The organism is Novosphingobium mississippiense, from assembly GCF_044029535.1.
Classification (GTDB): domain Bacteria; phylum Pseudomonadota; class Alphaproteobacteria; order Sphingomonadales; family Sphingomonadaceae; genus Novosphingobium.
The window spans coordinates 1267669-1293080 of record NZ_CP147001.1 but is presented as its reverse complement, the minus strand read 5'-3'; the positions used below and the strand labels follow the sequence as shown (position 1 = coordinate 1293080).

31 protein-coding genes are annotated in these 25412 nt (G+C 63.4%); 20 read left to right on the top strand and 11 right to left on the bottom strand.

Annotation, left to right across the window (positions count from 1 at the left end; genetic code table 11):
- Positions 1-9: 9 nt before the first annotated feature.
- Positions 10-1617 carry a phosphoenolpyruvate carboxykinase gene (locus WBP06_RS06045; RefSeq protein WP_395332843.1) on the bottom strand — a complete coding sequence of 536 codons (1608 nt, stop codon included), beginning with the start codon at positions 1615-1617 and terminating at the stop codon, positions 10-12.
- 232 nt (positions 1618-1849) lie between these two features.
- On the opposite strand from WBP06_RS06045, the gene WBP06_RS06040 reads away from it, so the two are divergent.
- From WBP06_RS06040 to WBP06_RS06005, 8 genes are all read left to right on the top strand, one after another.
- Positions 1850-2620: a response regulator transcription factor gene (locus WBP06_RS06040; protein WP_395332841.1), complete on the top strand. Its 771-nt coding sequence runs from the start codon at positions 1850-1852 to the stop codon at positions 2618-2620.
- On the top strand, positions 2613-4220 hold the full coding sequence (locus tag WBP06_RS06035) for a stimulus-sensing domain-containing protein (protein ID WP_395332839.1): 1608 nt from the start codon (positions 2613-2615) through the stop codon (positions 4218-4220). Before WBP06_RS06040 ends, WBP06_RS06035 begins: the two co-directional genes overlap by 8 nt.
- The gene (locus tag WBP06_RS06030; RefSeq protein WP_395332837.1) at positions 4217-4660 is read left to right on the top strand and encodes an HPr kinase/phosphorylase; all 444 of its coding nucleotides are present in this window, start codon (positions 4217-4219) and stop codon (positions 4658-4660) included. The genes WBP06_RS06035 and WBP06_RS06030 overlap by 4 nt, the downstream gene beginning before the upstream one ends.
- A 52-nt stretch (positions 4661-4712) precedes the next feature.
- Positions 4713-5675: an RNase adapter RapZ gene (gene rapZ / locus WBP06_RS06025; protein WP_395332835.1), complete on the top strand. Its 963-nt coding sequence runs from the start codon at positions 4713-4715 to the stop codon at positions 5673-5675.
- Between the two features lie 66 nt (positions 5676-5741).
- Positions 5742-6149 carry a PTS sugar transporter subunit IIA gene (locus WBP06_RS06020; protein ID WP_395332833.1) on the top strand — a complete coding sequence of 136 codons (408 nt, stop codon included), beginning with the start codon at positions 5742-5744 and terminating at the stop codon, positions 6147-6149.
- Positions 6146-6424, top strand: coding sequence for an HPr family phosphocarrier protein (locus tag WBP06_RS06015; RefSeq protein WP_395332831.1), 279 nt, complete (start codon positions 6146-6148; stop codon positions 6422-6424). The genes WBP06_RS06020 and WBP06_RS06015 overlap by 4 nt, the downstream gene beginning before the upstream one ends.
- Positions 6425-6434: 10 nt before the next feature.
- The gene (locus WBP06_RS06010) at positions 6435-7244 is read left to right on the top strand and encodes a TrmH family RNA methyltransferase (protein WP_395332829.1); all 810 of its coding nucleotides are present in this window, start codon (positions 6435-6437) and stop codon (positions 7242-7244) included.
- Positions 7245-7399: 155 nt separating this feature from the next.
- Entirely contained in the window at positions 7400-7891 is a 492-nt protein-coding gene (locus WBP06_RS06005; RefSeq protein ID WP_395332827.1) for an META domain-containing protein, read from the top strand.
- A gap of 2 nt (positions 7892-7893) precedes the next feature.
- Here the strand turns inward: WBP06_RS06005 and rmuC are convergent, their stop codons facing one another.
- From rmuC to recR, 3 genes are all read right to left on the bottom strand, one after another.
- The gene (gene rmuC, locus WBP06_RS06000; protein WP_395332825.1) at positions 7894-9489 is read right to left on the bottom strand and encodes a DNA recombination protein RmuC; all 1596 of its coding nucleotides are present in this window, start codon (positions 9487-9489) and stop codon (positions 7894-7896) included.
- 68 nt (positions 9490-9557) lie between these two features.
- Positions 9558-10127 carry a peptide deformylase gene (gene def, locus WBP06_RS05995; protein WP_395332823.1) on the bottom strand — a complete coding sequence of 190 codons (570 nt, stop codon included), beginning with the start codon at positions 10125-10127 and terminating at the stop codon, positions 9558-9560.
- Positions 10128-10200: 73 nt separating this feature from the next.
- Complete coding sequence (gene recR / locus WBP06_RS05990) at positions 10201-10797, bottom strand: recombination mediator RecR (protein WP_395332821.1); 597 nt, start codon at positions 10795-10797, stop codon at positions 10201-10203.
- 60 nt (positions 10798-10857) lie between these two features.
- Here recR and fmt point away from each other — a divergent pair, with 60 nt between their 5' ends.
- On the top strand, positions 10858-11766 hold the full coding sequence (gene fmt / locus WBP06_RS05985; RefSeq protein WP_395332819.1) for a methionyl-tRNA formyltransferase: 909 nt from the start codon (positions 10858-10860) through the stop codon (positions 11764-11766).
- 3 nt (positions 11767-11769) lie between these two features.
- Here the strand turns inward: fmt and WBP06_RS05980 are convergent, their stop codons facing one another.
- Positions 11770-12303, bottom strand: a complete 534-nt coding sequence (locus WBP06_RS05980) for a cupin domain-containing protein (protein ID WP_395332817.1) — start codon at positions 12301-12303, stop codon at positions 11770-11772.
- Between the two features lie 96 nt (positions 12304-12399).
- On the opposite strand from WBP06_RS05980, the gene truA reads away from it, so the two are divergent.
- Positions 12400-13146 (top strand): tRNA pseudouridine(38-40) synthase TruA, encoded by a 747-nt coding sequence (gene truA, locus WBP06_RS05975; protein WP_395334050.1) that lies wholly within the window; start codon positions 12400-12402, stop codon positions 13144-13146.
- A 238-nt stretch (positions 13147-13384) separates the two neighbouring features.
- On the opposite strand, the gene WBP06_RS05970 is transcribed toward truA, so the two are convergent.
- The gene (locus tag WBP06_RS05970; protein WP_395332815.1) at positions 13385-14794 is read right to left on the bottom strand and encodes a methyl-accepting chemotaxis protein; all 1410 of its coding nucleotides are present in this window, start codon (positions 14792-14794) and stop codon (positions 13385-13387) included.
- A 319-nt stretch (positions 14795-15113) separates the two neighbouring features.
- Here WBP06_RS05970 and WBP06_RS05965 point away from each other — a divergent pair, with 319 nt between their 5' ends.
- Positions 15114-15719, top strand: coding sequence for a hypothetical protein (locus tag WBP06_RS05965; protein WP_395332813.1), 606 nt, complete (start codon positions 15114-15116; stop codon positions 15717-15719).
- 120 nt (positions 15720-15839) lie between these two features.
- Here WBP06_RS05965 and WBP06_RS05960 read toward each other — a convergent pair whose 3' ends face one another.
- The 3 genes from WBP06_RS05960 to WBP06_RS05950 all read right to left on the bottom strand — a co-directional run bounded on the left by WBP06_RS05960 (position 15840) and on the right by WBP06_RS05950 (position 18374).
- Positions 15840-16355 carry a CAP domain-containing protein gene (locus WBP06_RS05960; protein WP_395332811.1) on the bottom strand — a complete coding sequence of 172 codons (516 nt, stop codon included), beginning with the start codon at positions 16353-16355 and terminating at the stop codon, positions 15840-15842.
- Positions 16356-16584: 229 nt separating this feature from the next.
- On the bottom strand, positions 16585-17577 hold the full coding sequence (gene cobS, locus WBP06_RS05955) for a cobaltochelatase subunit CobS (protein WP_395332809.1): 993 nt from the start codon (positions 17575-17577) through the stop codon (positions 16585-16587).
- Positions 17578-17660: 83 nt separating this feature from the next.
- Positions 17661-18374, bottom strand: a complete 714-nt coding sequence (locus tag WBP06_RS05950; RefSeq protein WP_395332807.1) for a winged helix-turn-helix transcriptional regulator — start codon at positions 18372-18374, stop codon at positions 17661-17663.
- Between the two features lie 152 nt (positions 18375-18526).
- Between WBP06_RS05950 and WBP06_RS05945 the strand changes: the two genes are divergently transcribed.
- The 8 genes from WBP06_RS05945 to WBP06_RS05910 all read left to right on the top strand — a co-directional run bounded on the left by WBP06_RS05945 (position 18527) and on the right by WBP06_RS05910 (position 23226).
- Entirely contained in the window at positions 18527-19195 is a 669-nt protein-coding gene (locus tag WBP06_RS05945; RefSeq protein ID WP_395332805.1) for a glutathione S-transferase family protein, read from the top strand.
- A 3-nt stretch (positions 19196-19198) separates the two neighbouring features.
- The gene (locus WBP06_RS05940) at positions 19199-19570 is read left to right on the top strand and encodes a DUF1428 domain-containing protein (protein WP_395332804.1); all 372 of its coding nucleotides are present in this window, start codon (positions 19199-19201) and stop codon (positions 19568-19570) included.
- 2 nt (positions 19571-19572) lie between these two features.
- Positions 19573-20373, top strand: a complete 801-nt coding sequence (locus tag WBP06_RS05935; RefSeq protein WP_395332802.1) for a VOC family protein — start codon at positions 19573-19575, stop codon at positions 20371-20373.
- Positions 20374-20457: 84 nt separating this feature from the next.
- Positions 20458-21084: a glutathione S-transferase family protein gene (locus tag WBP06_RS05930; protein ID WP_395332800.1), complete on the top strand. Its 627-nt coding sequence runs from the start codon at positions 20458-20460 to the stop codon at positions 21082-21084.
- Positions 21081-21569: a VOC family protein gene (locus tag WBP06_RS05925; protein ID WP_395332798.1), complete on the top strand. Its 489-nt coding sequence runs from the start codon at positions 21081-21083 to the stop codon at positions 21567-21569. Before WBP06_RS05930 ends, WBP06_RS05925 begins: the two co-directional genes overlap by 4 nt.
- Complete coding sequence (locus tag WBP06_RS05920; protein WP_395332796.1) at positions 21566-22231, top strand: glutathione S-transferase family protein; 666 nt, start codon at positions 21566-21568, stop codon at positions 22229-22231. Before WBP06_RS05925 ends, WBP06_RS05920 begins: the two co-directional genes overlap by 4 nt.
- Positions 22232-22273: 42 nt before the next feature.
- Positions 22274-22732: an SRPBCC family protein gene (locus tag WBP06_RS05915; RefSeq protein ID WP_395332794.1), complete on the top strand. Its 459-nt coding sequence runs from the start codon at positions 22274-22276 to the stop codon at positions 22730-22732.
- An 8-nt stretch (positions 22733-22740) separates the two neighbouring features.
- Positions 22741-23226, top strand: a complete 486-nt coding sequence (locus WBP06_RS05910) for a GFA family protein (protein ID WP_395332792.1) — start codon at positions 22741-22743, stop codon at positions 23224-23226.
- 9 nt (positions 23227-23235) lie between these two features.
- Here WBP06_RS05910 and WBP06_RS05905 read toward each other — a convergent pair whose 3' ends face one another.
- Positions 23236-23826, bottom strand: coding sequence for a DnaJ domain-containing protein (locus WBP06_RS05905; protein ID WP_395332790.1), 591 nt, complete (start codon positions 23824-23826; stop codon positions 23236-23238).
- 39 nt (positions 23827-23865) lie between these two features.
- Here WBP06_RS05905 and WBP06_RS05900 point away from each other — a divergent pair, with 39 nt between their 5' ends.
- Positions 23866-24138: a BolA family protein gene (locus WBP06_RS05900; protein WP_395332788.1), complete on the top strand. Its 273-nt coding sequence runs from the start codon at positions 23866-23868 to the stop codon at positions 24136-24138.
- Positions 24139-24303: 165 nt separating this feature from the next.
- Here the strand turns inward: WBP06_RS05900 and WBP06_RS05895 are convergent, their stop codons facing one another.
- On the bottom strand, positions 24304-25401 hold the full coding sequence (locus WBP06_RS05895) for a DUF2332 domain-containing protein (protein WP_395332786.1): 1098 nt from the start codon (positions 25399-25401) through the stop codon (positions 24304-24306).
- Positions 25402-25412: the final 11 nt, after the last annotated feature.

Sequence of the window (25412 nt, the reverse complement as noted above, 5' to 3'; positions counted from 1 at the left end):
CCAAGCCGATCAGGCGGAGACGGGCGCAGCCTTGCGAACGCCTTCGTCGACGTGCGCTTCGAACTGCGCAAAGTTGTCGATGAACTGCTTCACCAGCGTCTGCGCGGTCTTGTCGTATTCCGCACCGTCAGCCCAGGCCGCGCGCGGATCGAGCAGCTTGGCGTCGACGCCCGGAACTGCGACCGGGATCTCGAAACCGAAGTTGGGATCTTCCTTGAACTCGGCGGTGTTCAGGCTGCCGTCGAGCGCGGCGTTGAGCAGCGCGCGCGTGGCCTTGATCGGCATGCGCTTGATGCCTTCCATCGTGGCCTTGCCGCCCGACCAGCCGGTGTTGACCAGCCAGCACTTCACGCCGCCCTTGGCGATACGCTCCTTCAGGAGGTTGCCGTAGACCGACGGGTGACGCGGCATGAACGGCGCGCCGAAGCAGGTGCTGAAGGTGGCTTCCGGCTCGGTCACGCCGATCTCGGTACCGGCGACGCGCGCGGTATAGCCCGAGAGGAAGTGGTACATCGCCTGATCGGGCGTGAGACGCGCGATCGGGGGCAGCACACCGTAAGCGTCTGCGGTGAGGAAGATGATGTTCTTCGGAACCGGGCCGAGGTTCTTTTCCGACGTGTTCGGGATGAAGTCGATCGGGTACGAACCGCGGCTGTTCTCAGCCAGCGAGTTGTCGTCGAGATCGATCTGGCGCGTCACCGGATCGATCACCACGTTTTCGAGCACGGTGCCGAAACGCTTGGTGGTGGCGAAGATTTCCGGCTCGGCTTCGGCCGAAAGACGGATCATCTTAGCGTAGCAGCCGCCTTCGAAGTTGAACACGGCAGTGTCCGACCAGCCATGCTCGTCGTCACCGATCAGGGTGCGCGAAGCGTCCGCCGAAAGTGTGGTCTTGCCGGTGCCGGAAAGGCCGAAGAACACGGCGGTGTCGCCCTCGGGCCCGATGTTGGCCGAGCAGTGCATCGGCATCACGCCCTTGGTGGGCAGCAGGTAGTTGAGGATGCCGAAGACCGACTTCTTCATTTCGCCCGCATAGGATGTGCCGCCGATCAGGATCAGCTTCTCGGTGAAGTTGACCGCGATCACGGTTTCGCTGCGGCTGCCGTGGCGCTCAGGATCGGCGCGGAAGCTGGGCAGGTCGATGATCGTGTACTCGGGCGCGAAGCCTTCGAGTTCGGTCGTGGTCGGCCGCACCAGCAGGGTGCGGATGAACAGGTTGTGCCAGGCGAATTCGTTGATCACGCGCACGTTGACGCGGTGCTCGGGCTGCGAACCGCCGAACAGGTCGGCGACGTAAAGCGTGTCTTTCTCAGCGACCGCTTTCAGGAAGTCCTCTTTCAGTGCAGCAAAGTGCTCCGGCGTCATGGCGACGTTGGTCTTGCCCCACCACACCGTGTTCTCCGTCTCGGCATCCTTGACGATGAACTTGTCCTTGGCCGAACGACCAGTGTGCTTGCCGGTGGCGACCACGAACGGACCGTCGACGCTCAGCACGCCCTCTCCGTTCCTGACCGCATGTTCGACGAGCGGGGCCGTGCCCAGGTTCGCGAATATTTCCGCGCTTGTTTCAATGCCTTGTTTGGCGAGCGAGTAGTTAAGGGTAGCGGTCAATGTCATCTCCTCCATTTTCAGATGCCTCTCGATCGGGATCGATCGGCGTCCGGACATTTTTACGCAAGACTCGGGGGCGCGCTTAATCGCGCCCCTCTTTTCCGTCAAATCCACAGGAAAATAAACCAATCGGGTTGCGACGAACGTGATCTCTTTTGCGTCCGGAACGGAGATTGTCAGCTTGTCGCAGTGCCGCTAGGCGTAATCACCAAGCGAAAAGAGGAACCCTATCAGCCCCATGGCAGAGCCTTCGACATCGCCCGGGCACAACGAAGCGCCGCGCAGCGACAGTGCCGCACGGCCCCAGACGATCGCGCTGGTCGACGATGACCGCAACATTCTGGCGACGCTTTCGATCGGCCTGCAGGCCGAGGGCTTCGCCACCCGTGTCTATACCGATAGCGAAGCCGCCCTGAAGGCGTTGTTGGATAACCCACCGGACCTGGCGATCTTCGATATCAAGATGCCGCGCATGGACGGCCTCACTTTGCTGCAGGCCCTTCGCGCACAATCCAGCCTGCCGGTCATCTTCCTCACGTCCAAGGACGAGGAGCCGGACGAGGCGCTGGGCCTGGCCATGGGTGCGGACGATTACATCACCAAACCCTTCAGCCAGCGCCTGCTGGTCGCGCGCATTCGCGCCATCCTGCGGCGCAGCGAACTGGTTCGCGCACCTGCCGATGCCGCCACTGCAGAGAACCTGCCCGAAACCGTAGTGCGCGGACGCCTGCAACTTGATCCCGCCCGCCATCAGGTCTCATGGCAAGGCAAGCCGGTCTCGCTGACGGTCACCGAATTCCTGATCCTCGAAGCGCTGGCGATGCGGCCTGGCGTGGTGAAGAGCCGGAACCAGCTGATGGACGCGGCTTATAGCGAAGACGTCTATGTCGACGATCGCACCATCGACAGCCACATCAAGCGCCTGCGTCGCAAGTTCCGCGCCGTGGACTCCGAGTTTTCGGCGATCGACACGCTTTATGGCGCGGGCTACTCCTTCGCCGATGGCTGACCGCCTCCGCGCGCCGCGCGCCTCATCCCGCTCTCGAAAGGCCCCGCTCCGCGCGCGGCTCGGGTTGCCGTGGCGCGTCTCGCTCACTGCCCGCATTCTGGCCGTCAACGTGATCGCGCTGGCCCTGCTGGCCGGCAGCCTGTTCTACCTCGACAGCTATCGGCGCGAACTGCTGGACGAGCGCTATCGCCTTGCCGCCTCTCAGGCAGAGATCGTTGCCCATGCACTGGCCGCCACGCCGGAACCCCAGCGTCGGGACCTGATTGCGCGGATTGGATCAAGCGAAGCGCTCCGCCTGCGGCTATTCGATGCCAAGGGGCGTCTGGTGGCAGACAGCTTCGAACTGGCCCCTCCGTCATACACCCTGGTCGACCCGGCCACGGAGCCATGGTTGCAGGATGCCGCGCGCGAACTGGATCGCAGCATGGACTTCGTGCTCGGCTCGCCGCCAGTCCCCCCTTACCACGACAACCCCGATGCGGACGCTCGGGCCTGGCCGGAAATTTCAGCGGCAATCGCTGCCGGACGCACGGAAGTGAGCCACGAAGCCGCGCCGGACCGAACGCCCGTCATCATCGCCGCCACGCCGGTGGGCAGGAACGGCAGTGCACTGCTCGTCACCCGCAATGCCCGCGACATTACCGAGAACGTGCGCATGGCGCGCCAGACGCTGGCCTTCATCGTTGGCGGCGCGCTGGGCGTTTCCATCCTGCTTTCGCTGTTCCTTGCCCGCACCATCGTCGAACCGCTGCGCAAGCTGGTGCGGGCCACCGTGCGCGTACGCCTCGGCCGCGATCGCAGCGTGGTCGTGCCCCGCCTGCCTGATCGGCGGGACGAGATCGGCCTGCTGGCCCGTGCGGTATCGGATATGAGCGGTGCGCTGCGCCAGCGCATCGACGCGGTGGAAAGCTTCGCGGCCGACGTCGCGCATGAACTCAAGAACCCGCTCACCTCGCTGCGCAGCGCGCTCGAAAGCCTGGACCGCGTGGACGAACCCGGCCTGCGTCGTCAGTTGATCGGCATCGCCAAGGACGACGTGCGGCGGATCGACTTTCTGGTGACCGAAATCGCCGACGCAAGCCGCATCGACGCGGAACTCAGCCGCACCACGTTCGAGCCGGTGGACATGCTACGCCTGGTCCGCGCGCTCGTCGCCGAACGCGAACAGCGCGGCGTCAATGGCAATTGCCCGGTCGAGATCACGGAGCCAGGCGATCTCGTCGCCCAGAACGAACTGGTGGTGGCGGGCGATGCGGGCCGACTGGAACGCGTACTGCAGAACCTGCTGGACAATGCGATCTCGTTCTCACCCGGCGGCGCCCCGATCGAAATCGCCTTGGCGCGCGAAGGCCAGCGCGTGATCATCGCGGTTTCCGATCATGGTCCGGGCATTCCGCAGGCCGCGCGCGAACGCATCTTCGAACGCTTCCATTCGCTCCGCCCATCCGGGGAGGAGTTCGGCAAGCATAGTGGCCTCGGCCTCGCCATCGCGCGCACCGTCGTGGAGGCCCATTTCGGCAAATTGCGCGCGACTGATCGGACCGACGGCGAACATGGCGCCCGGTTGGTGTTCTCGCTTCCCGCATGGCAGGGCGAATGACGATGGTCCCTGCATCTTCCAGCGTTCGCCAAGCGACCTGCGTCGCCATTGATGGCCGCGCCATACTGATCGAAGGCGATTCCGGTGCAGGCAAATCGACACTCGCGCTGGAACTGATCGATCGCGGCGCCGTGCTGGTCGGTGACGACGGCGTCCTCCTGGAAGTCGCGGAAAACCGCCTTCTGGCCCACCCCCATCCCAATACGCGTGGGCTGATGGAAGTGCGCAACCTGGGGATTCTCGCATTTCCGTGCGTCGACGAAGCCCCGGTCGTGCTCGTCATCGCGCTCGATCCGGAAGCGCCGCGCTTCATCGACACGGCCGAAACCATCGAAATCGCCGGAATCGCGCTTCCGCTGGTGCGTCTGTGGCCACACGGTGGCTCCCTCGCACTCAAAGCGGAACTGGCACTGTCCCACTTTGGCAACAGGGTTTGCTGACTCTCCTACCGCCCCCTTCCCTTTCGGTGCCGCCCGGCGCAAACAGGCCCCCATGACCCTCGATTCCCCCGAAACCGATCAATTGTCGGAGCGCGGCACCGTTTCCGACCGACAGCGCGTGCTGCTGGTCACCGGCATGCTCGGTGCCGGCAAGACGACCGCGCTGCGGGTGCTTGAGGATCTTGGCTGGGAAATCATCGATAACTTCCCGGTGCGCCTGCTCGATCGCTTGATAGACAGCGCCCCGATTGCAGACCAGTCTCCACGCCCGTCGCTGGCGATCGGCTTCGATTGCCGCACGCGCGGGTTCGACCCCGAACGCGTGATCGCCCAGGTAAAGGCACTCAGCGAGCGCAGCGATGTCGAGGTGAATACGCTGTTCCTCGACTGTTCCAGCAAGGAACTGGAACGCCGCTTCAATGAGACCCGCCGCCGCCATGCGCTGGCTGCCGACGCGCCCGTGGACACCGGCATCCGGGCCGAGCGCGAATTGCTGGCACCGCTGCGTCGCTGGGCGGACCTGCTGGTCGAAACCACGGAATTCACCTCGAACGACCTCCAGCGCGTGATTCGCGAGCGCTTCTCCACGGACGAGCCCGACGATCTGACGCTGACCATCTCCAGCTTCGGCTTCTCGCGCGGGATGCCGCCGCTTGCCGATCTCGTCTTCGACATGCGCTTCGTGGAAAACCCGCATTGGGATCCGGAACTGCGCCCGATGACCGGGCTGGACGCGTCGGTCGGCGATTATATTCGCCGCGATCCCGCCTTTGATGAGGCTTTCGCACGCATTCGCGACCTGCTGCTGCTGCTGCTTCCGCGCTATCGGGCGCAGGGCAAGGCCTATGTCCACATTGCCTTCGGCTGCACCGGCGGCCGGCACAGGTCGGTATACACAGCCGAACGCATGGCTGCGGCCTTGCGCGAAGCGGGATTTTCGCCCACATTGTTGCACCGCAACCTGGGCTCGCGAGCAGCCGATCTTCTGGAAGGAGGTCAGCGGCGTGAACGATGAACAAGTACCCCGGGAACACATTACCTGGTCGCCCAAGCAAGAAAAATTTCGGAGCCCGTTTCCAGCATGATCGGCATGATCCTGGTGACTCACGGCAATCTCGCCGAAGAGTTCGTACACGCGATGGAGCACGTCGTCGGCGATCAGTCGGCGGTGGCGACTGTCTGCATCGGTCCTAATGACGACATGGAACGCCGTCGCAGCGAGATTGCCGATGCAATCGTCGCGGTCGACAGCGGCGAAGGCGTCATCATCCTCACCGACCTGTTCGGCGGCACCCCCTCCAATCTGGCGATCTCGCTGATGGAAGCCGGCCGCGTGGAAGTGATCGCCGGCATCAACCTGCCGATGCTGATCCGCCTCGCCAAGGCCCGCGCCTGCATGTCCGTGCGGGAAGCGGCCGCCGCCGCGCGCGATGCTGGACGCAATTACATTACCATTGCCAGCGAATATCTGGGACAAGATGCCGCATGAACGATTGCAGTGAGACCGTCCTGATCGTGAACCAGCGCGGCCTGCACGCGCGCGCCAGTGCCAAGTTCGTCAACCATGTGGCCGAATTGCCGACCTCGGTACTCGTCAAGGTTGGCAAGGACGGTGTGGAAGCGGCCGGCAACTCCATTCTCGGCCTGATGATGCTGGGCGCTGCCAAAGGCGACAGCATCGAGATTTCCTGCGCAGGCGAAGGCGCGCCCGAAGCGCTGAACCTGCTGGCCGGCCTTGTCCGCGACGGTTTCGGCGAAGAATAAGGGCAGTACCTTGGCCGAGCGCCGCACTATTACCGGATTTTCGAACCCGCTGGTCAAGTTCCTGCGCTCCCTGCGCGAGAAGAAGCACCGCAAGCGGGAACAGCGCTTCCTTGCCGAAGGTCTGCGCTTGCTGACCGATGCACGCGAATGCGGCATCGTGCCCGAGATGCTGGTCATGGCGATCGGCCGCGATCCGCACCCGTTGCTCGACGCGCTGGAGGATGCTGTGGTGGCTGCCGGCGGCGACGTCGTGGAAATGGACGTCGAAATCCTGGCCAAAGTCACCGGCAAGGACAATCCGCAGGCTGTCGCGGGCGTCTTCGCGGAATTCGACACGCGCCTTGCCAATCTCGACCGCGCAGCCGCGCCGATCTGGCTGGTGGCGCAAGCCCTGCGCGATCCGGGCAATCTGGGCACGATGCTCCGCACCGGCGATGCCGTCGGCGCGGGCGGCCTCATCCTGCTGGATGACTGCGCAGACCCCTTCTCGGTCGAAGCCGTACGCGCCAGCATGGGGGCAATCTTCACACAGAAGATCGTCACTGCGCGTTGGGATGAATTCCTGCCCTGGCTGCGCAGCGGTGAAGGCCAGTTGGTCGCAGCTTCGCTGCGCGATCCGACCGATTACCGCGAGGCACCCTATGCCGCGCCGTGCTTCCTGATGGTGGGCAACGAATTACAGGGGCTTCCCCAAGAGTATGAGGAAGCTTGCGACTTGCGCGTGACGATCCCGATGCTGGGACGCGCGGACAGCCTGAATGCCGCGGTAGCCGGTGCCGTACTGGCTTACGAGGCTCTCGCACATCTGCGTGCCGACTGATTTCGGTCAGGTCGGGATATTGAAGAAAAGGGCATAGGCAGGGAAGCGAAGCCTCCCTGCACACGCTTGATCGTTCTCACCGGGCCTCGCCTGCCAATACGCGCTAGTTGCCGGGCGCCCAAGTTGCCGGATTGAATGCCACCCGGCCGGGATTCTTGCGCAAGTGTTCATCACAGCCTCAGGTGGGACATGCCAGAAGCTTGCGCATGCTTCGTCACGCGATTTTTCCGGCGTCCTGCGCCGCCATGCTTGCTGCCTGTTCCAGTTCCGGCGGCAACGGCGATCCGCAGCTTGCCCGCAGTTCCTGGCGAATCACCCTGATAGACGGCCAACGCCCACAGGCAGATGGAGCCAAGATCACGTTCGAAGGGCGTAAAATCGGCATCCGCGTTGGTTGCAACCAGATGGACGGCCCATGGCATGTCGATGACGACCGGCTCATTGCCGGCCCTCTCTCCCTCACCGAGATGAGTTGCCCTACGCCTGCATGGGATCAGGAAAAGGCCATCGGCGCCCTCCTCGTCGCCACGCCCCGTCTTGTCATCGACAACAATCGCATGACCCTGCAATCCAGCGGCCACACCGCGGAACTGCAACGCGAAACCAGCGTTGCCGGCAATGATAAAGCCGGCGAGAAGGCCTTTTAAGCCTACTCCGCCGCTTCGGCACCTTCCACTTCAAGATCGCTTGAGAAATCGGCAAGCTGGCCACCGGATTCGGCGTAGCGCGGCATCTCTTCTACCGCCGGTACATCATCGGAAATTTCACGCTTGCCGATCTTGATGTGCTTTTCAGTAAGACGCCGTGCGCGGCTCATCACATTGCCTTCGTAAGTTCTGGCAAATGCGTTGAACGAGTTCACCGCGCGTCCAAGGTGTTGTCCCACTTTGCCAAGATCGTCCTGTGTCTTGGCAAGGCTGTCGTAGAGATCACTGCCAAGCTTGCCGATCTCCCGCGCTTCCTTGGCAAGACCTTCCTGCTGCCAGACTTGTGCGATCGTCCGGCAGATCGCCACGAGGTTGGTCGGGCTGGCCAGCAGCACGCGCCGTTCGAACGCGTAGTCCCACAGGCTGGAATCGTGATCGAGCGCAGCGGCGATGAAATGCTCACCAGGCACGAACATCAGCACGTAATCCGGCGCGTTCTCGAACTGGCTCTGATAGCTCTTGTTGCCCAACGTCTGGATGTGGTTGCGCATCGATGCCGCATGCTGGTCCAGGAAAGCGGCGCGCCGCGTCTCGTCGTCAGCCTCAAACGCATCCTGATAGGCGTTGAGAGAAACCTTCGCGTCGATGACGAGCTGCTTGTTGCCGGGAATGCGCACGATCGCGTCGGGGCGCAGGCGCCCCTCCTCTGTCTCGACCGAATGCTCGGTCACGAAATCGGTATGTTCGGTAAGTCCGCACTGTTCGAGCACATTCTTGAGCTGTTGCTCACCCCAGCGGCCACGGGCCTTCGGGGCATTGCGCAGCGAGTTGCCGAGGCGAACGGCTTCTGCCCGCACTTGCTCCTGACCGACACGCAACGCCTCGATCTGCCCCGTAAGCTGTCCGAAGGCATCAACGCGCTTCGCCTCCAGCGCAGTGACCTGTTCTTCGTAGCTTTTCAGCCGAGCGCCGACCGGGGCCAACAGCGTGGCGATCCGCTCGGCGTTGGCCTTTTCGCTTTCTTCGAAACGCGCACCCGCGCGGCTCAGGAACGCTTCCTGCGCGCCCGCCAGCACTTTGGCGCCGGCATTTTCGAATTCCTTGCGGAGAGCCTCCTGCGCTTCGATCAGCAGGCGCTTCTGTTCATCGAAATTGGCGGACTTTTCTCGGAGCGTCGCCAGTTCCGAGGCTAGCTCACGCTGTTCGCGGCGGAGTGCATCGACCAGCGTCGCGTGCTCGGATCGGGAATTTTCGAGAGTCCGGGTCAGATCGACACGCGTGCGCTCCAACACCAAGCCCTGTTCACCGCGCAGGCGCTCAACCGCCTCGTCATGGTTGCGACGAACAAGTTCCATCGCCTGGGCCTGATCGACGCGAACGCGATCGAGTTCTTCGGAAAGGCCGTCTGCGCGGCTGGCGCGCTCGCTGGCAGAAGCGAGGTCGCGAATCGCGGCGCGGAACTTCTCATCGAGCTCGCGCGCTTCACGATCGCGGGATTCGTGCCGATGTCGCCATTCTACCACGGGCCTGGACCCGAAGAACCAGCCGGCCCCAAGGCCGACAACGAGCGCGAGAATGGCGACGACAGCGATTTCCATTCCGGCAGCATATCCGGAACATTCAGAGAACGCCAGTCCTCAAACCGGCTTTTCCCCAATGCGCTGGATCAGGCCGCCTTGCGCAGCTTGTCCAGCTTCTTGAGCGCCATCTGGCGCTTCAGGCGCGAGAGGTGGTCAATGAAGAGAATGCCTTCGAGATGGTCCATCTCGTGCTGAAGGCAGGTGGCCATCAGGCCGTCCATGTCCTCTTCATGGACCTTGCCATCAAGGTCGTGCCAGCGCGCGCGGATGCGCGAGGGGCGTTCGACGTCGGCGAAGATCTCCGGCACCGAAAGGCAGCCTTCCTGGTAGACGGTGTGCTCTTCCGACGGATCGAGGATTTCCGGATTGATGAAGATCCGGGGTTCCTTCTTGGTCGGCTGGTGCGTGTGGTGGTGTCCACCATGCGCGGAGCAAACCTCCGGCTCAGCATCTTCGTCGTCCGGCTGGAGGTCGATCACCAGCACGCGCAGCGGCACGCCCACCTGAATCGCGGCGAGGCCGATACCCGGCGCGTCATACATCGTCTCGAACATGTCTTCGACGAGCGTCTTGAGCTCGTCATCGAACTTTTCGACGGGGACCGAAACCTGCTTGAGACGCGGATCGGGAACTTCGAGGATTTCACGGATAGCCATGCCTTGCAAATAAGCGCGATGGCCGATTCTCGCAAGATGGACGCTTCGATGACAGTGATCGGCGAAGCCGGACCTAGGCGACAGGCCGCCTCGCCCGTATCGCCTGCGCCAGCGTTCCCTCGTCCAGATAGTCCAGTTCGCCGCCCACCGGCAGCCCATGTGCAAGCTGGGTGATGCGGACTGGAAGCCCTTCCAGACGCTCGGCAATATAGTGCGCGGTGGTCTGCCCTTCGAGCGTGGCGTTCATGGCCAGCACCACCTCGTCGATTCCACCCTGCTCTACTCGCTGGAGCAGGTTATCGATCGTCAGGTCCTCCGGACGCACACCGTCGAGCGCGGACAATCGGCCGCCAAGGACGTGATAGCGGCCATTGAAAAGCCGTGCGCGGTCCAGCGCCCAGAGGTCGGCCACTTCCTCCACCACGCAAAGCGAACCCGCATCGCGACGCGGATCGGCGCAGATTCCGCAGGGGTTAGTGGTGTCGATATTGCCGCAGGTCTGGCATTCGACCAGCGCCTCGCGCACCGCCGCAAGCGCATCGACCAGTTGCACCAGTGACGTCTCGCGCCGCTTGATCAGCCATAGCACCGCGCGGCGGGCGGAACGTGGCCCCAGGCCGGGAAGGCGCGACAGCGCGCCGGTAAGCGTCTCGATCTCTTGCGATGCCATGGCGCCGGAGATAGGGCCTCCAGAGCCTTAGCGGAAGCCTTCTGGAGAATTCCCCACACCATGCGCATCGTCTTCATGGGAACGCCCGATTTCGCAGTGCCCGCGCTCGTTGCGCTGGTCGAGGCCGGGCACGAAGTCGTGGCCGCCTACAGCCAGCCGCCGCGCCCCGGCGGCCGTCGCGGCAAGGAACTGACCCCTTCGCCGGTTCACAAGGAAGCCGAGGCGCGCGGCATCGAAGTGCGCCACCCGGTTTCGCTCAAGAGCGCGGAAGAACAGGAAAAGTTCGCCGCGTTGGACGCCGATATCGCTGTGGTTGCGGCATATGGCCTTTTGCTCCCGCAGGCGGTGCTGGATGCGCCGCGCCTTGGCTGCCTGAACATTCACGCCTCGATCCTGCCGCGCTGGCGCGGGGCGGCACCGATACATCGGGCGATTCTTGCCGGCGATCCGACCACCGGGATAACCATCATGCAGATGGAAGCCGGGCTGGACACCGGGCCGATGCTGGCGACGCTGCGCACCACGATCGACCGCAAGACTGCCGGTGAACTGACCACGGAACTGGGGGAAAAGGGCGCCCAACTCATGGTCGGTACCCTCCGTGATCTGGCCGCCCATCGCGCCGTCACCCAGCCCGAGGACGGCGTCACCTACGCGAAGAAGATCGACAAGGCCGAAGCCCGGCTCGACTTCACGCTTCCGGCCGAGCAGGTCGAGCGGCAAGTCCGTGCCTTCATGCCCGCGCCGGGGGCTTTCTTCGAACTCGACGGCGAGCGGTACAAGGTGCTGGCCGCCGATATCGTCGAGAGTTCGGGCGAACCCGGCGTAACGCTGGACGACGCGCTCTCCGTCGCCTGCGCTGAAGGAGCCATCCGTGTCACGCGCATCCAACGCGCCGGCAAGCCCGCCATGGACACGGCGGACCTGCTGCGTGGGCGGCCGATCCCGACCGGCACGCGCCTCGGCTGACCGTCAGGACGGGCCGATAAGCTTTTCAGGAATACGGCGGACGGGCGGCGGCTCGTTCGCCCAGCGATCCTGCGCCTCGCGCACTTTGTCGACCGCCTTGGCCCAGCCTTCCGGCGACTTGTCGCGTACGCGAATGTCGAATGCATCGGTCGCACGGAATTCCAGCACTTCCGCGCCCTCCGGCCCGGCAACGTAGGCATAGGGAACCTCGCTGCCGACAAAAAAGCCATCGCCTGCCACCAGCGTTTCGGTGCCAAGTTCCACACTGCCGGCTACGATGTAATAGAGGCAATCGCAGTCATGACTGTGAAGCGGCAGTGCGAAGCCGCTCTTGAGCAGGAGCCGCGCAAGGCTCATGCCCGGCCGGCGATAGGGCACGTCCACCAGTTCGCCGCTTTCCGGACCGGCCCCGGCAAAGAGCGGCAGCGCGGCGATCATGTTGGGGGCTTCGCCGGCCAGTGTCATGCAGCCACACTCGTTCAGAGTGGGCGCATTGCCGCCCCGGAATATCTCGAAGCGGGCTCGTTCCTCGGCCATTTGCGCTCTCCCACATGCATTGCGGCAAGGATGCGCCGCTTCGCCGCGCACGCCAAGCCGTTTGCAGCGGAGCCGCAGTCCTGTATCGGCGGCGCGATGACCCGTTTTGCTCTCACTCTCGAATTCGATGGCGCCCCGTACATGGGCCTTCAACGCCAGGCGCACGGCCCCTCGGTCCAGCAGAGCGTGGAGGAAGCGGCTTTCGCGCTGACCGGTCAGGCCACCAGCATGCATGCTGCCGGCCGCACCGATGCCGGCGTCCATGCGCTGGGCATGAAAGTGCACATGGACATCCACAAGCCGTTCACGCCCTTCCAGCTGTCGGAAGGGATGAACGCCCGCCTGCGCCCACATCCGATCGCGGTCGTCGGCTGCGAGATCGTGCCGGACGATTGGCATGCCCGCTTCTCCTGCGTCGGGCGCTCGTACATCTATCGCATCGCCAACCGCCGCGCGCCGCTGACCCTGGAGCGTGGCAAGGCCTGGCAAGTGCCCAAGCATCTGGACGAAGCCGCCATGCACCGCGCCGCGCAGATACTGGTGGGGCTGCACGATTTCACGACCTTCCGTTCGGCCCACTGCCAGTCGCAAAGCGCGCTGAAGACGCTGGATCGGCTCGACGTGCGGCGCGAGGGCGAGATGGTGCTGATCGAGGCGGAGGCGCGCAGCTTCCTGCATCATCAGGTCCGCTCGATGGTCGGCTGCCTAGCGCTGGTGGGCATGGGCCGCTGGGAGGAACGACAGGTTGCCGACGCACTGGAAGCGCGCGACCGGCAGGCGCTGGGCCTGAATTCCCCGCCGGACGGGCTCTATTTCGTGAAGGCGACCTATCCGGAGGGCTGACCCCAACCGGCACAAGGTGACAGTCCGCTTGACACAGTTGACACGGTCCTGGGGAAATATGTCCTGCCGGGGCCGAAACTGTCACCTTGCAACGAGAGAGTGTCACCTTGCGCGCGGCGGGACTTCGCCTGCGAGCGAAGATTGCCGTCGGATTCCGGAGCTTGCGGGCGACGTGAAACATGCGCACACGTCTACCGCGAGTGGCGTGGTGTAGGAAAACCGGCCGAGGCCGGTAGACCTAGAATTCCGACCAATCCTCGCCAGACTTTGCAGCGCTTACCGCCAGATTTCCGTGCACCGGCAAAAGCGCGGGACGCGCAAAGGCGGTTGCCGGCGCGGCGGGCGCGCGCCTGGCCAGCATTCGCACCGGCCCGCTTTCGCCCGAGTTCAGCTTGAAGCGCGTGGTCAATTCGGCAAGCTCCTGGGCTTCCGAGGCAAGCCCCCGCGCTGCGGCGGCCGTCTGTTCGACCATTGCGGCGTTCTGCTGGACCATCTGGTCCATGCTCACCACGCCGCCGCCGATGTCGGTCAAAGCCTCCGACTGCACTTCCGCCCCACGGGCGATCGCGTCGACCAGTCTGTTGACCTCGGCAATCTTGGTGCCGATCCGCTCCAGCATCCGCCCGGTCTGCCCGACCAGATCGACCCCTTCCGCAACTTGCGTCGACGAGGTGGTGATCAACGCGCGAATCTCGCGCGCCGCGTCGGACGATCGCTGCGCCAGCGCCCGCACTTCGTTGGCGACCACGGCGAACCCCCGGCCGGCATCGCCGGCGCGGGCGGCCTCAACGCCCGCGTTCAGGGCCAGAAGATTGGTCTGGAAGGCAATGCCGTCGATCAGGTCGATGATCTGGTTGATCTGCAGCGAACTCTGCTCGATCGCGTCCATCGCGGCGACGGCATTGCGCACGACCTTGGCGCCATCATCGGCATCCCCGCTGGCCGCGCCCACGGCAAGGCGCACCTCGCCCGCGCTGCGGGCCGTCACTTCGACCATTCCGGTCACGTTCTTCATGGAAGCGGAAGTGCGTTCCAGCGTGGCGGCCTGGGTTGCCGTGCGCTGGGCCAGATCGTCCGATGCCGCGCGGATTTCCGCCGAGCCGGTGCGCACGCATTCGGCCGAGGAGACGACTTGCGCGATGCTCGCCTCCAAGCCGATCACCGTACGGTTGAAGCTGGCGCGCAGGCTTTCGTATTCCTCGGCGAAGGCCGTCTCCAGCTTGACGGTCATGTCCCCGCCTTCAAGCGCGACCAGTCCACGCTCCAGCGCGTCCACCATCTCCTGACGGGTGGAGTTCAACTGGATCTGGACGGCATTGTCACGAAACACCGCCATGGCCTTGGTCATCCGGCCCACGCAGTCGCTGTGATCGGTAAACCGGATGGGGCTGGCAAGATCGCCTGCCGCCAACCCTTCCATGCGCACGACCGTTTCCACATAGGGATCGCAGATCAGCTTTCCGCTGATCTTCACCGTCGCCAGCGATGCCAGCAGCGAGAACACGGCCAGCCCGATCCCGGCCGTCGTGAAATGTCGGGCGGCGAGAACCGCACCGGCGGAGGAGAGCAATCCCCACAGACCATGCAGATAGAAGAGGGTCCGGAACTTGAGCCGGATCGGTGCGTATTTTTCGAACCAGTCGAACATCGTCGGCCTCGCTGACCATTTTCCGCGAGGACGGAATGCCTCGGGCGAGCCGGTGATCTAACTGGGATTTACAAAGGATTGGCGGATGCCCGCTAAGGGCTTTCAACTAAGCCGCGTAGACTGATTCTTCCGCCGCCGGGCCGCCCGATTTTATGGTTTTTCTTGAAAAAGCTGCCATCTGTCCGGTTCCACCAGAACCAGATAGATGGCAGCTTTTCACGATTTCAACCTCGAAGCCGCCTTTCCGGAGCCGCCGACATTGCGGATATCCAGCAGGCAGATTAGCGTTTGAGAAATCGAAGTTTGCGAGTTCGATGATATGCAAAGATCGCTGCGTATACTGCTTTTTTCGCTCGCTGCAGTTATTTTTGGACCAATTGCATTTGCCTTGATGGCTTCAGTTGCTCCATCTTCCAAAAGATCAGGCGATCCGAGCGATGCGTCACGTTTATTGAGAACCTTTGACGACGCCTTTCCTCAAATTATGCTGATGAAGTCAGATATTGACTTTGTCGCCCGTGAATGCGGCTATGGTACGCTTGGTGCCATCTTAGGCGACATGCCGTCATTTCGAAGCCGAACGGGCTGGACTTCATATAAGGGGTACTTTTACCTCTCCGCCGGGCTTAATAATGTGTTTGCAAAACGAGTAGAAGAAGAGAGGGAAAACCAGCTCAACCGCAGGTTGGCAAATTGGGAAATGAAATTTCTAGATCGTTGCATTAGCAACAGTTTATTTAAAAATATATGTGGATTCCGCGTTCGCCAAGCGCTAGAATCTGGCAACCTTTACGATAAATACTCACCCCCTTCATCAGTATCCCACGCCGATGACGATATAATAAAAAAGACAAAGTGCGTTTTTCTTGACGGCGTAGCGGCGAGGAATGGTCAAAAGCTCAGCTCCATTTCATTTGGCAAGTAATGTCCTTTGCCCTCATGCCGGCCTCCCCCCAGCCCTTCATGCCACATCCCCAAATTCTCGAGAGCGGACGCTTTTTGAGATTGGAATTTGTCCACACTGCCAGGTCGTGAATCAGAAAGTCTATTGCCCGCCAAACGCCACGGCGGTGCCGCGATAGGGGCTCTCGTTCAGGACATTGCCCGGCGGATCGTAGCGGCACACCAGATACTCGAACTGAACGCCTTTCGACACGGCGCAGCCAACTTCCGTCGTCCCGGACCAGATCATCTGCGTGTAGTGGCCGACGCGATAGTAATTGTCCTGCCAGGAGCGCATTCGGCGCAGCGGGATCTTCTCATTGGTCCAGCCGGAAACCATCTCCTCGACGCCGAAGGCGCCGCGCGTTCCCATCCAGAGGTTTTCCCCCTCGGTCCGGTTCGATGCGTCGTGCTGAAATACGCTGGAAGCCGCCAGCCTGTCCGCCCAGTAGCCTGCGTCGCGCGCCAGCTTGGCGCTCCAGCGCAGCGGCTGAGAATTTACGGCAGCCCGTTCCTTGTTGTGCATGGCCAGCACGATGTCCTGAAACTGAGCTTCACTCACGGCAGGCCGGGTGCCGGAGGCAGCAACAGCCGCCGCCGCAAGTACGCCAAACACCATTGAAACTCCTTGATCCCTGACCTTGCGGCCCAGCTACACCGGAAATCCTGTCATTTTGCCGAACAGCCCCACCCTATCGCGAAAACAGTTAACACAAGCACCCACGCCCCCTGGCTGGCGCGCGATCGCACCACGAAGTCGGTTGGTTTTCGGTGATCCCGCAGCACCCCCGCGAAGGCACAAAAAAAGGGAGGCCGCAGCCTCCCTTTTCCTGTTCGTTGTGGCGCGCTCAGGCCTTGGAGACGACGCTCTCGGGCAGATCGGTGCCGAACACGCGCTGGTAGTATTCGGCCACCATCACGCGCTCCGTCTCGTCGCACTTGTTCAGGAACGAGAGGCGGAAGGCGAAGCCCACGTCCTTGAAGATCGCGGTGTTCTGCGCCCAGGTGATGACCGTGCGCGGACTCATCACGGTGGAGATATCGCCGTTCATGAAGCCCTGGCGCGAGAAATCGGCCACCTTCACCATATTGGCGATCGTGGTGGCGTCCACCTGCGGCACCTTCTTCGTGACGATGTCCGTCTCGACCGGCTGCGGCAGATAGTTGAGGCCGACGACCAGGTTCCAGCGGTCCATCTGACCCTGGTTGATCTGCTGGGTGCCGTGGTAGAGGCCCGAAGTGTCGCCAAGGCCCACCGTGTTGGCGGTGGCGAAAAGGCGGAAATGCTTGTCCGGGCGGATCACGCGGTTCTGGTCGAGCAGCGTCAGCTTGCCCTCGGTTTCGAGGATACGCTGGATCACGAACATCACGTCCGGGCGGCCGGCGTCGTATTCGTCGAACACCAGCGCCACCGGGTGCTGAAGCGCCCAGGGCAGCAGGCCTTCGCGGAATTCGGTAACCTGAAGACCGTCGCGCAGCACGATGGCGTCACGGCCGATCAGGTCGATACGGCTGATGTGTGCGTCCAGGTTGATGCGGATGCACGGCCACTTCAGGCGCGCGGCCACCTGCTCGATATGCGTCGACTTGCCGGTACCGTGATAGCCCTGCACCATCACGCGGCGGTTGTAGGCAAAGCCCGCCAGAATCGCCAGGGTGGTGTCCGGATCGAAAACGTAGGTTTCGTCCAGATCGGGAACACGCTCATCGGCAACGGAGAAGGCAGGCACCTTCATGTCGATATCGATGCCGAACGTCTCGCGAACGTCGACTTCGATGTCGGGAGCGGCAAGGACGGTGGTGTCGCGGTTGTCGGGCTTCATGGTCTCTGACTCAGTCATCGTGCGTACCGGGTAGACAAGCGGGCGCTGCACCGCAACAGGCTTTGACCATGGAATGACATCGGCCGGGCCAGTATTTCGCGTCAGACCCGGAACTTGGGCGGCAGTGCGAAAAGATCGATGAAGCGCGCCGCCGTGACGGAATCTCCCTCGATCGCCAGCTTTCCGCCCGCTTCCTCCACCGAGCGCTTGCCATAGAAGACCGGGAGAAAATCGGATGCAGTGGCGGCCGAAAAGCGCAAGTCCGGCGCAATCGCGCCCTCTCCCGTCGGGCGAACCTCCAATTCGCCGTCACATAGTTGTGCTGCGAATTTCTGGTCGCCGATATCGAAAGCCGCCAGCAGCGAAAGATCGCCCGCGCGCGGCCGGTCGATCAGGGCGCGCAGCGACAGCATCAGCGAAACCGGCGTGAACGCCAGTGCGGGATCGTGACCGGGAGAGCGCAGGCCCCAGCGCACCAATTCCAGCAGCACCGGCTCCAGCCCGTGGCCCCATTCGGTAAGCCCATAGACCTGCACCGATGCCGGCGGCGCCAGTTTCGTCCGGCGGACGATTCCGGATGCCTCCAGCGATCCCAGCCGCTCGGTCAGCACTTTGGCGCTCAGCGTGGGCAACGCGGCGCGCAGTTCGTTGAAGCGGCGCGGGCCCAGCAGCATCTCGCGCACGATCAGCAGCGACCAGCGTTCGCCGATCAGTTCCAGCGCCAGCGAGCCGCCGCAGGCATCCTCGTACCAGCGGCCATGGCGCGTCTTGCCATCCTCAGCCTTGCAGGCCTCCTTTTCTCGCTTCGTCGTCATACTGGTTTCATTTTGTAACTTCATAGTTGCTTTTAGTAACCCATGAGAGCAGCGTCAGGCAATAACGATTCGCCGCAAGAGAACGCGCGGCAATCACTTCGCAGGTCGCTCGGCAGCGGACCTGTGTTATGGCCATCAGTGGGAGAAAGCAGATGCCTGTGTGCGACAACGCAGCAACGGTAGTCAGCGGATTCAACAACGTGCCCCCGCCGGTGCGCGGCGTGGTGCGCGATTTGCGCATCCGCTGGGCACTTGAGGAAATCGGGCGCGATTACCGGATGGAGCTGTTCGATGCGATGACGCCGCGTAGCGACGAATATCGCGAATGGCAGCCCTTCGCGCAGGTTCCCGCCTTCGACGATGGCGAGATTCGCATGTTCGAAAGCGGCGCCATCCTGCTCTACCTTGGCGAACAGGACCCGCGTCTGCTGCCCATCGCCTCCGCCACGCGCTGGCAGGCGATCACCTGGCTGTTCGCCGGGATGAACAGCGTTGAACCGCATGTGCTGCAGATCAACGCGATCGACATATTCCACGTCGGTGAAGAATGGGCCGCGCAGGCCCGTCCGGGCGCGGTGAAGCTGGCGGAAAAGAAGCTGGCCGTGGTCGAAAAGGCGCTGGCAGACCGCGATTGGCTGGCCGGGCCCTTCACCATCGCCGATATCCTGATGGTCACGGTGCTGCGCTGCCTGGACCATACGGACATGATCGCCGCCTTCCCCGCGCTCGCCGCCTACAAGGCGCGCGCCGAAGCCCGCCCGGCGTTCCGCCGCGCCCTGACAGAGCAACTGGAAGCCTATTCCGCCCCCGCAGGAGAGTGAACCATGGCCTACGTCGACGGTTTCGTGATCCCCGTGCCGCTTGCCAACAAGGACAAGTTCATCGCGCACGCCCGTGAATTCGACGCCTACTTCATCGAATACGGCGCCACCCGCGTCTGGGAATGCTGGGGCGACGACGTGCCCCACGGCAAACAGACCGACTTCCACCGCGCCGTTGAGGCGAAGGAGGGCGAGGCTGTCTGCTTCAGCTGGATCGAATGGCCCGACAAGGAAACGCGCGATCGGCAGATGGGCCTGCTGATGGAACTGATGAAGAACGATCCGCGCTTCGACCCGCAGAACAATCCGCCTCCGTTCGACGGTGCACGCATGATCTTCGGCGGGTTCCAGCCCGTCGTCGTGGTAGGAGAATGACCATGGGCAATCCTGTCGGCAGCTTCATCTGGTACGAACTGCTCACCAGCGACATCGACGGCGCGGCCGCCTTCTACAAGGCGGTGGTCGGCTGGACGATCACGCCCCATTCCGCCTCGGAATCCGGCGGGATGGACTATCGCATGATCCAGCGCGACGATGGCGGCATGGCCGGCGGCGCGATGCAGATCACTCGGGACATGCAGATGGGCGGCGCCCGCCCCTGCTGGCTGCCCTACCTCAATGTCGATGACGTCGATGCCGAAGTCCACGCCATCGTTGCAGAGGGCGGGCGCGAGCAATTGCCCGCCTTCGACATGCCGGTGGGCCGCATCGCCATGGTTGCGGACCCGCAGGGCGTGCCGATCTACCTGATGAAGCCGGTGCCGCCTGCGGATAATCCCGACGCCACCAGCGACGTCTTCTCCGTCACCGAAAACCAGCACGTGCGCTGGAACGAACTTGCCAGCCCGGACCAGGCCGCCTCCATGGCATTCTATGGCAAGCACTTCGGCTTCACGTTCAACGACAAGATGTCGATGGGCGAGATGGGCGATTATTGCTTCATCGGCCACCACGGGCAGACCCTGGGCGCCATCATGCAGCGCCAGAGCGACCAGCAGCCGGCGATGTGGCTGTTCTACTTCGGCGTACCCTCCATCACGGCGGCGAAATCGGCGATCGAGAACAACGGCGGCAAGGTCCTGATGGGCCCGCACGAAGTTCCCGGCGGAGACTGGATCGTCGTCGCGATGGACCCGCAAGGCGCGGGATTCGGCCTCGTCGGCCCGAAAGGCGACTGAACGGCAACGCCCGCCGATCAAGGCTTGACGGCGGGCGTTTGTTCCATAATTGTTCCACCCGGATGCACGTGAAGGAGCACGGGAATGGCCGACTACACCTTCTACACCAACCCCATGTCGCGCGGCCAGATCGCCCGCTGGGCCTTGCATGAGGCCGGTGCCGATTACGATCAGGTCATCATCGACTGGAAGGACAAGCCGGCAGGCTTCCTGGACATCAACCCGATGGGCAAAGTGCCCACCCTGGTCCACCACGCCGAATCCGGCGACCGAATAGTGACCGAAGCCGCCGCGATCTGCCTCTACCTGGCGGAAATGCATCCAGAGGCCGGCCTGCTGCCCAGCGACACCGAAATGGCGGACTATTACCGTTGGACCTTCTTCGCCTCCGGCCCGGTGGAGCAGGCCATCACATCGCGCCATTTCAAGAGCGAACCCGCGCCCGAGCAGGAAGTGATGGCCGGCTGGGGCAGCTTCGACCGGACGATGAACGCGCTGGAAAAGCACTTCGACGTCAACGACTGGGTTTGCGGCGGGCGCTTCACGATGGCGGACGTCTACGTGGGCAGCAGCGTGGACTGGGGCCTGACTTTCGGCACGATGCCTCCACGCCCGGCCTTCGCCGCCTATGCCGAACGGCTGCAGGCGCGCGATGGTTACAAGGCCGCCAAGGCGGTGGACAACACCCTGATCGCGGAGATGAAGAAATGACTGCCAAAAACAGGATATGCCTCTGGTACGATGGCGGTGCCGAAGAAGCCGCACGGTTCTATGCCAGCGTCTTCCCGGACACGCAGGTGACGCAAGTCGTCAACTCACCAACCGACTATCCGGACGGCAAGGCGGGCGATGTCATCACCGTGGAATTCTCGGTCATGGGCATCGAATGCATCGGCCTCAATGGCGGCCCCGCCTTCCCCCACTCGGAGGCATTTTCCTTCCAGGTCGAAACGCTGACGCAGGAAGAGACTGATCGCTACTGGAACGCCATCGTCGACAATGGCGGTGCCGAAAGCATGTGCGGCTGGTGCAAGGACAAGTGGGGCCTTTCCTGGCAGATCACGCCCAAGGTCCTGTCCGATGCCCTTACCCTTCCTGACCGCGCGGCCGCCAAACGGGCGATGGAAGCGATGATGACGATGCGCAAGATCGACATCGCCACGATCGAGGCGGCACTGGCGGGGAGCGCTGCGTGAACCCCGAACCCAGCCTGGAACTCTTCGGCCACCCCTTCTCGTCCTACACGTGGAAGGTGCTGATCGCGCTCTATGCCTACGAAGTGCCGTTTGCCTTCCGCATCCTGGATGCAGAGCACCCGGAAAATGCCGAAGTCGTGCAGACGGCCGGACCGCAAGGCAAATTCCCGGTTCTCCGCGACGACGAAAACCTGCTGTTCGAGGCAAGCTCCATCCTCGAATATATCGACCGCCACCACATTACTCCGGGCACGCTGATCCCGGAGGATCCCGATGCGGCAAACGCCATGCGGATGCTCGATCGCGTCTTCGACAATTACGTCATGAACGTGATGCAGGTGGTGGTGGACGAATACATTCGCGACCCCGACGCGCCGGACCTGGCCCGCTGTGCCGAGGCGCGCGCGAAGCTGGATCGGACTTACGCCTGGCTGGAAGGATGGCTGCGGTTCTATCCGCGGATGGATCACATCACGCTGATCGAATGCGCCGCCGCGCCTTCGCTGTTCTATGCGGACTGGGTCCACCCCATTCCCGAAGAACTGCCGCGCCTTCGGCAGTGGCGCGCACATCTGCTGAGCTTGCCCGCCATCGCCCGCTGCGTCGACGATGCCCGCCCCTTCCGCCCTTATTTCCCGCTGGGCGCGCCCGACCGGGACTGACCCATAGGCGCGCGACCGAACGAAAAGACGGAGAGAATGCCCGTGAGCGATACCGACCACGAACTTGTCATCACCCGTTACATCGATGCGCCCGTTGGCGAAGTCTGGGACGTACTGGCCAATCGCCAGGAAGAGTGGTGGTGCCCGCGCCCCTGGCGCGTCGAAGTGGATGAGCAGGACCGGCGCCCCGGCGGCGTCTGCCGGATGACGATGTACGGCCCGGACGGCGAAGTGGCACCACAGAACGGTATCTACCTCGCGTTCGACGAAGGCCGCCGCTTCGTGACGACGGATGCCGTGACCGGCGATTTCCAACCGGCCGGCCCCTTCATGATCGGCATCTGGGAAGTTGCCCCCGAAGGCAACGGCACCCGCTATACCGCCCGCGCCCGGCACTGGAATGCCGAAACGATGAAGCAGCACGCCGATATGGGCTTCGAGGACGGCTGGTCCGCCTGCGCCGAACAACTCGCCGAAATCTGCGAAGGCAAGGCTGCTTGAGCCGAAGCTTGAGCGGCGGAGCCGAAGGCGGCTGCGCGTGCGGCAAAGTCCGTTACCGCCTGCTGGACGATCCCATCGTCGTCCATTGTTGCCACTGCCGCTGGTGCCAGCGCGAAAGCGGAACGGCCTTCGCGCTCAACGCCGTGATCGAGGCGGACCGGGTGGAACTGATCGGCGAAGCCGCGCCCGAACGGATCGACACGCCCTCGCTCAGCGGCAAGGGACAGGCGATCCTGCGCTGCCCCACCTGCAAGGTGGCGCTCTGGAGCCATTATGGCGGCGCGGGCGACAAGGCCGACTATGTCCGTGTCGGCACACTGGACGATCCCGACACCTGCCCGCCTGATGTCCATGTCTTTACCGAGAGCAAGCAGCCCTGGGTGGTCCTGCCCGAAAATGCGGAACAGTATCCGATCTTCTATTCGGGCAAGGACGTCGTGCGCATCTATGGGGAGAACGGCGCCGCCCGCTGGGGTGTCCTGCGCGGCCGCTGATCGAACGGCTCAGGCGAAGGCATGGGCCTTTTTGAGTAACTGATAAGCCTCCACCACAGCCTGAAGCCGCGTGGTATGGCCATGATCCCCGCCGTTGTGATCGGGGTGATATTGACGCAGCAGGCGCGTGTAACGCAGGCGCAGCGTCTTGCGATCGATATCCCCATCCAGCCCAAGAACCCCCAGCGCGCGCCGCTCGTCCGGCGTAAACCGGGCATTCTCCGGCTTCATGTCGGCCTGGCGCTGGTGAACATGCGCCCTCGCCCGCCCGCTGATCGCTTCCAGCGGGTCGGCAAAATCGGCCCAGCGCGGGGCGCCGTCCACGCCCGCATCGGGGCGAAACGCGCGCGTTTGCGTTTCCCAGCCATGCAGGGGCGATTGGGCACGAAAGATTTGCTCCGCATCCATGCCTTCGAAATAGTCGTAGCCGGCGTTGAATTCGCGCACATGATCCAGACAGAACCAGCGGTAGTCGCCCGGGCCATCGAAACTGGGCGTGCGTGCGCCCGGCGCGCGAAACTCGCCCGCCTCGTCGCATCCCGGCCAACTGCATGCGCGCCCACCGGATTCGACCCTGCCATGAAATCTAGAATGTCTCACCGGCTTCCAGATGGGGGATCGAACGCCTAAATGGAAGCCATGACCGGACCTCTCGAACAGGAAATGCGGCAATTGCTCGCCGCTGCCTTCGCCCCCACGCAGCTCGACGTGATCAACGATTCCGCCACCCATCGCGGCCATTCGGGCGATGACGGCAGCGGCGAATCGCACTTCACCATCGAGATCGAATCGCCGCAATTCGCCGGCGTTTCCCGCCTTCAGCGCCAGCGGCTGGTCAATGCCGCCCTCGGCGACATTCCCGGTAACCGCGTCCACGCGGTGGCGATCAAGGCGCGCGCTCCGGGGGAATAAGCCCTCGCGGTTGAAATCGCTGACTTTGATTCAAATACCTCGTCGCCCCCGCGGAGGCGGGGGCCCCGCTTGCTTTTCTCCACGCCGCGAAGAAAAGCGGGATCCCCGCCTTCGCGGGGATGACGGGTGTGTTTTAGCGTGGAACGAAATGCAGCGACGTGCTGGCTAGCCCAACCACTCGATCCACGCGCCATGCGCGTGCGATCGGGCGAGCAAATGCCATTGCTCGCCACCGGGCCAATAACGCACCTTCACGCCATGCCCCAGAAGCGTGCGATCAGCCTCCACCGCGATCCACGCCAGCGGCTTTTCCGGACTGGCCTTTTCACCCGCCGCCTCCATCGCGCGACCGATCCGTTCGCGCTGGTCCTCGGGCACGTATTGCATGACGATCGAATGCATCAGCACCCGCGTCACGCCCTCTTCCTGCGGCGCGGCAAGCTGCTGCTCCACGAAATCGGCCGCGTTCATCTTCACCAGATCCGGAGCGCGCTCCTCTGCCGCGGCAACGGCCGCGTCCAGCCGGGCGAAACGCTCTGCATGTTCAGGCCAGATATAGGCCCGCAACCGCTGCGCCTGCGCAGGGTCGGCAAGGTCCACCGGCGCCACATCGCAGCCTTTCAGCGAAGCGAATGAAATCGCCTCGGCCGGGGGCGGCGATCCGCGCCATTCCGGATTGAATGTCATCACGGCAGCCTCCGGGCCCGTCTCCACGCCGCCCAGATCATAGCGGTAGCGATCCAGCATCAGGTTGATCCCGGCACTCGCGCCGATCTCAAAGCATTCGAACCGCCCCGGCAGCCCCTGCCCGGCAAGCCAGAGCATGGCCGCCACGAAATTCGACGAACGCCCCGCCTCATTGGTCTGCGGCGGCCCATCGAGCCAGGGCATCAGATCGTCCGCCCGGCGTCTCGCCACTTCACCGACGATCGCCGCATCGTCGGCAGCCTCGCCCGCATAGATCGGCGCCAGCGAAGGTTCGACGCCCGACTGATACAGCGCATGAATCCCCCCTGCCGCGCGCAAGGGAACCGCGTCCGCCAGCGGCTTGCCCTGCCATTCGCGGATCCGGGTCAGAAATGCACCCGCATCCGGATCGTCCAACACGGCCGCCAGCGCGGCGACGATGCGCGCGGTGATCGGTGCGCCGTTCTTGCGGCAATAATCGACCTGATTGGCGAATGCCTCGGCCACATTGCCACCAAAACCACTGGCGAACCCACCGAGGGAACCACTGGCTAATCGTTTCTCGTCCTGTGCCATGTTGCCCTTTC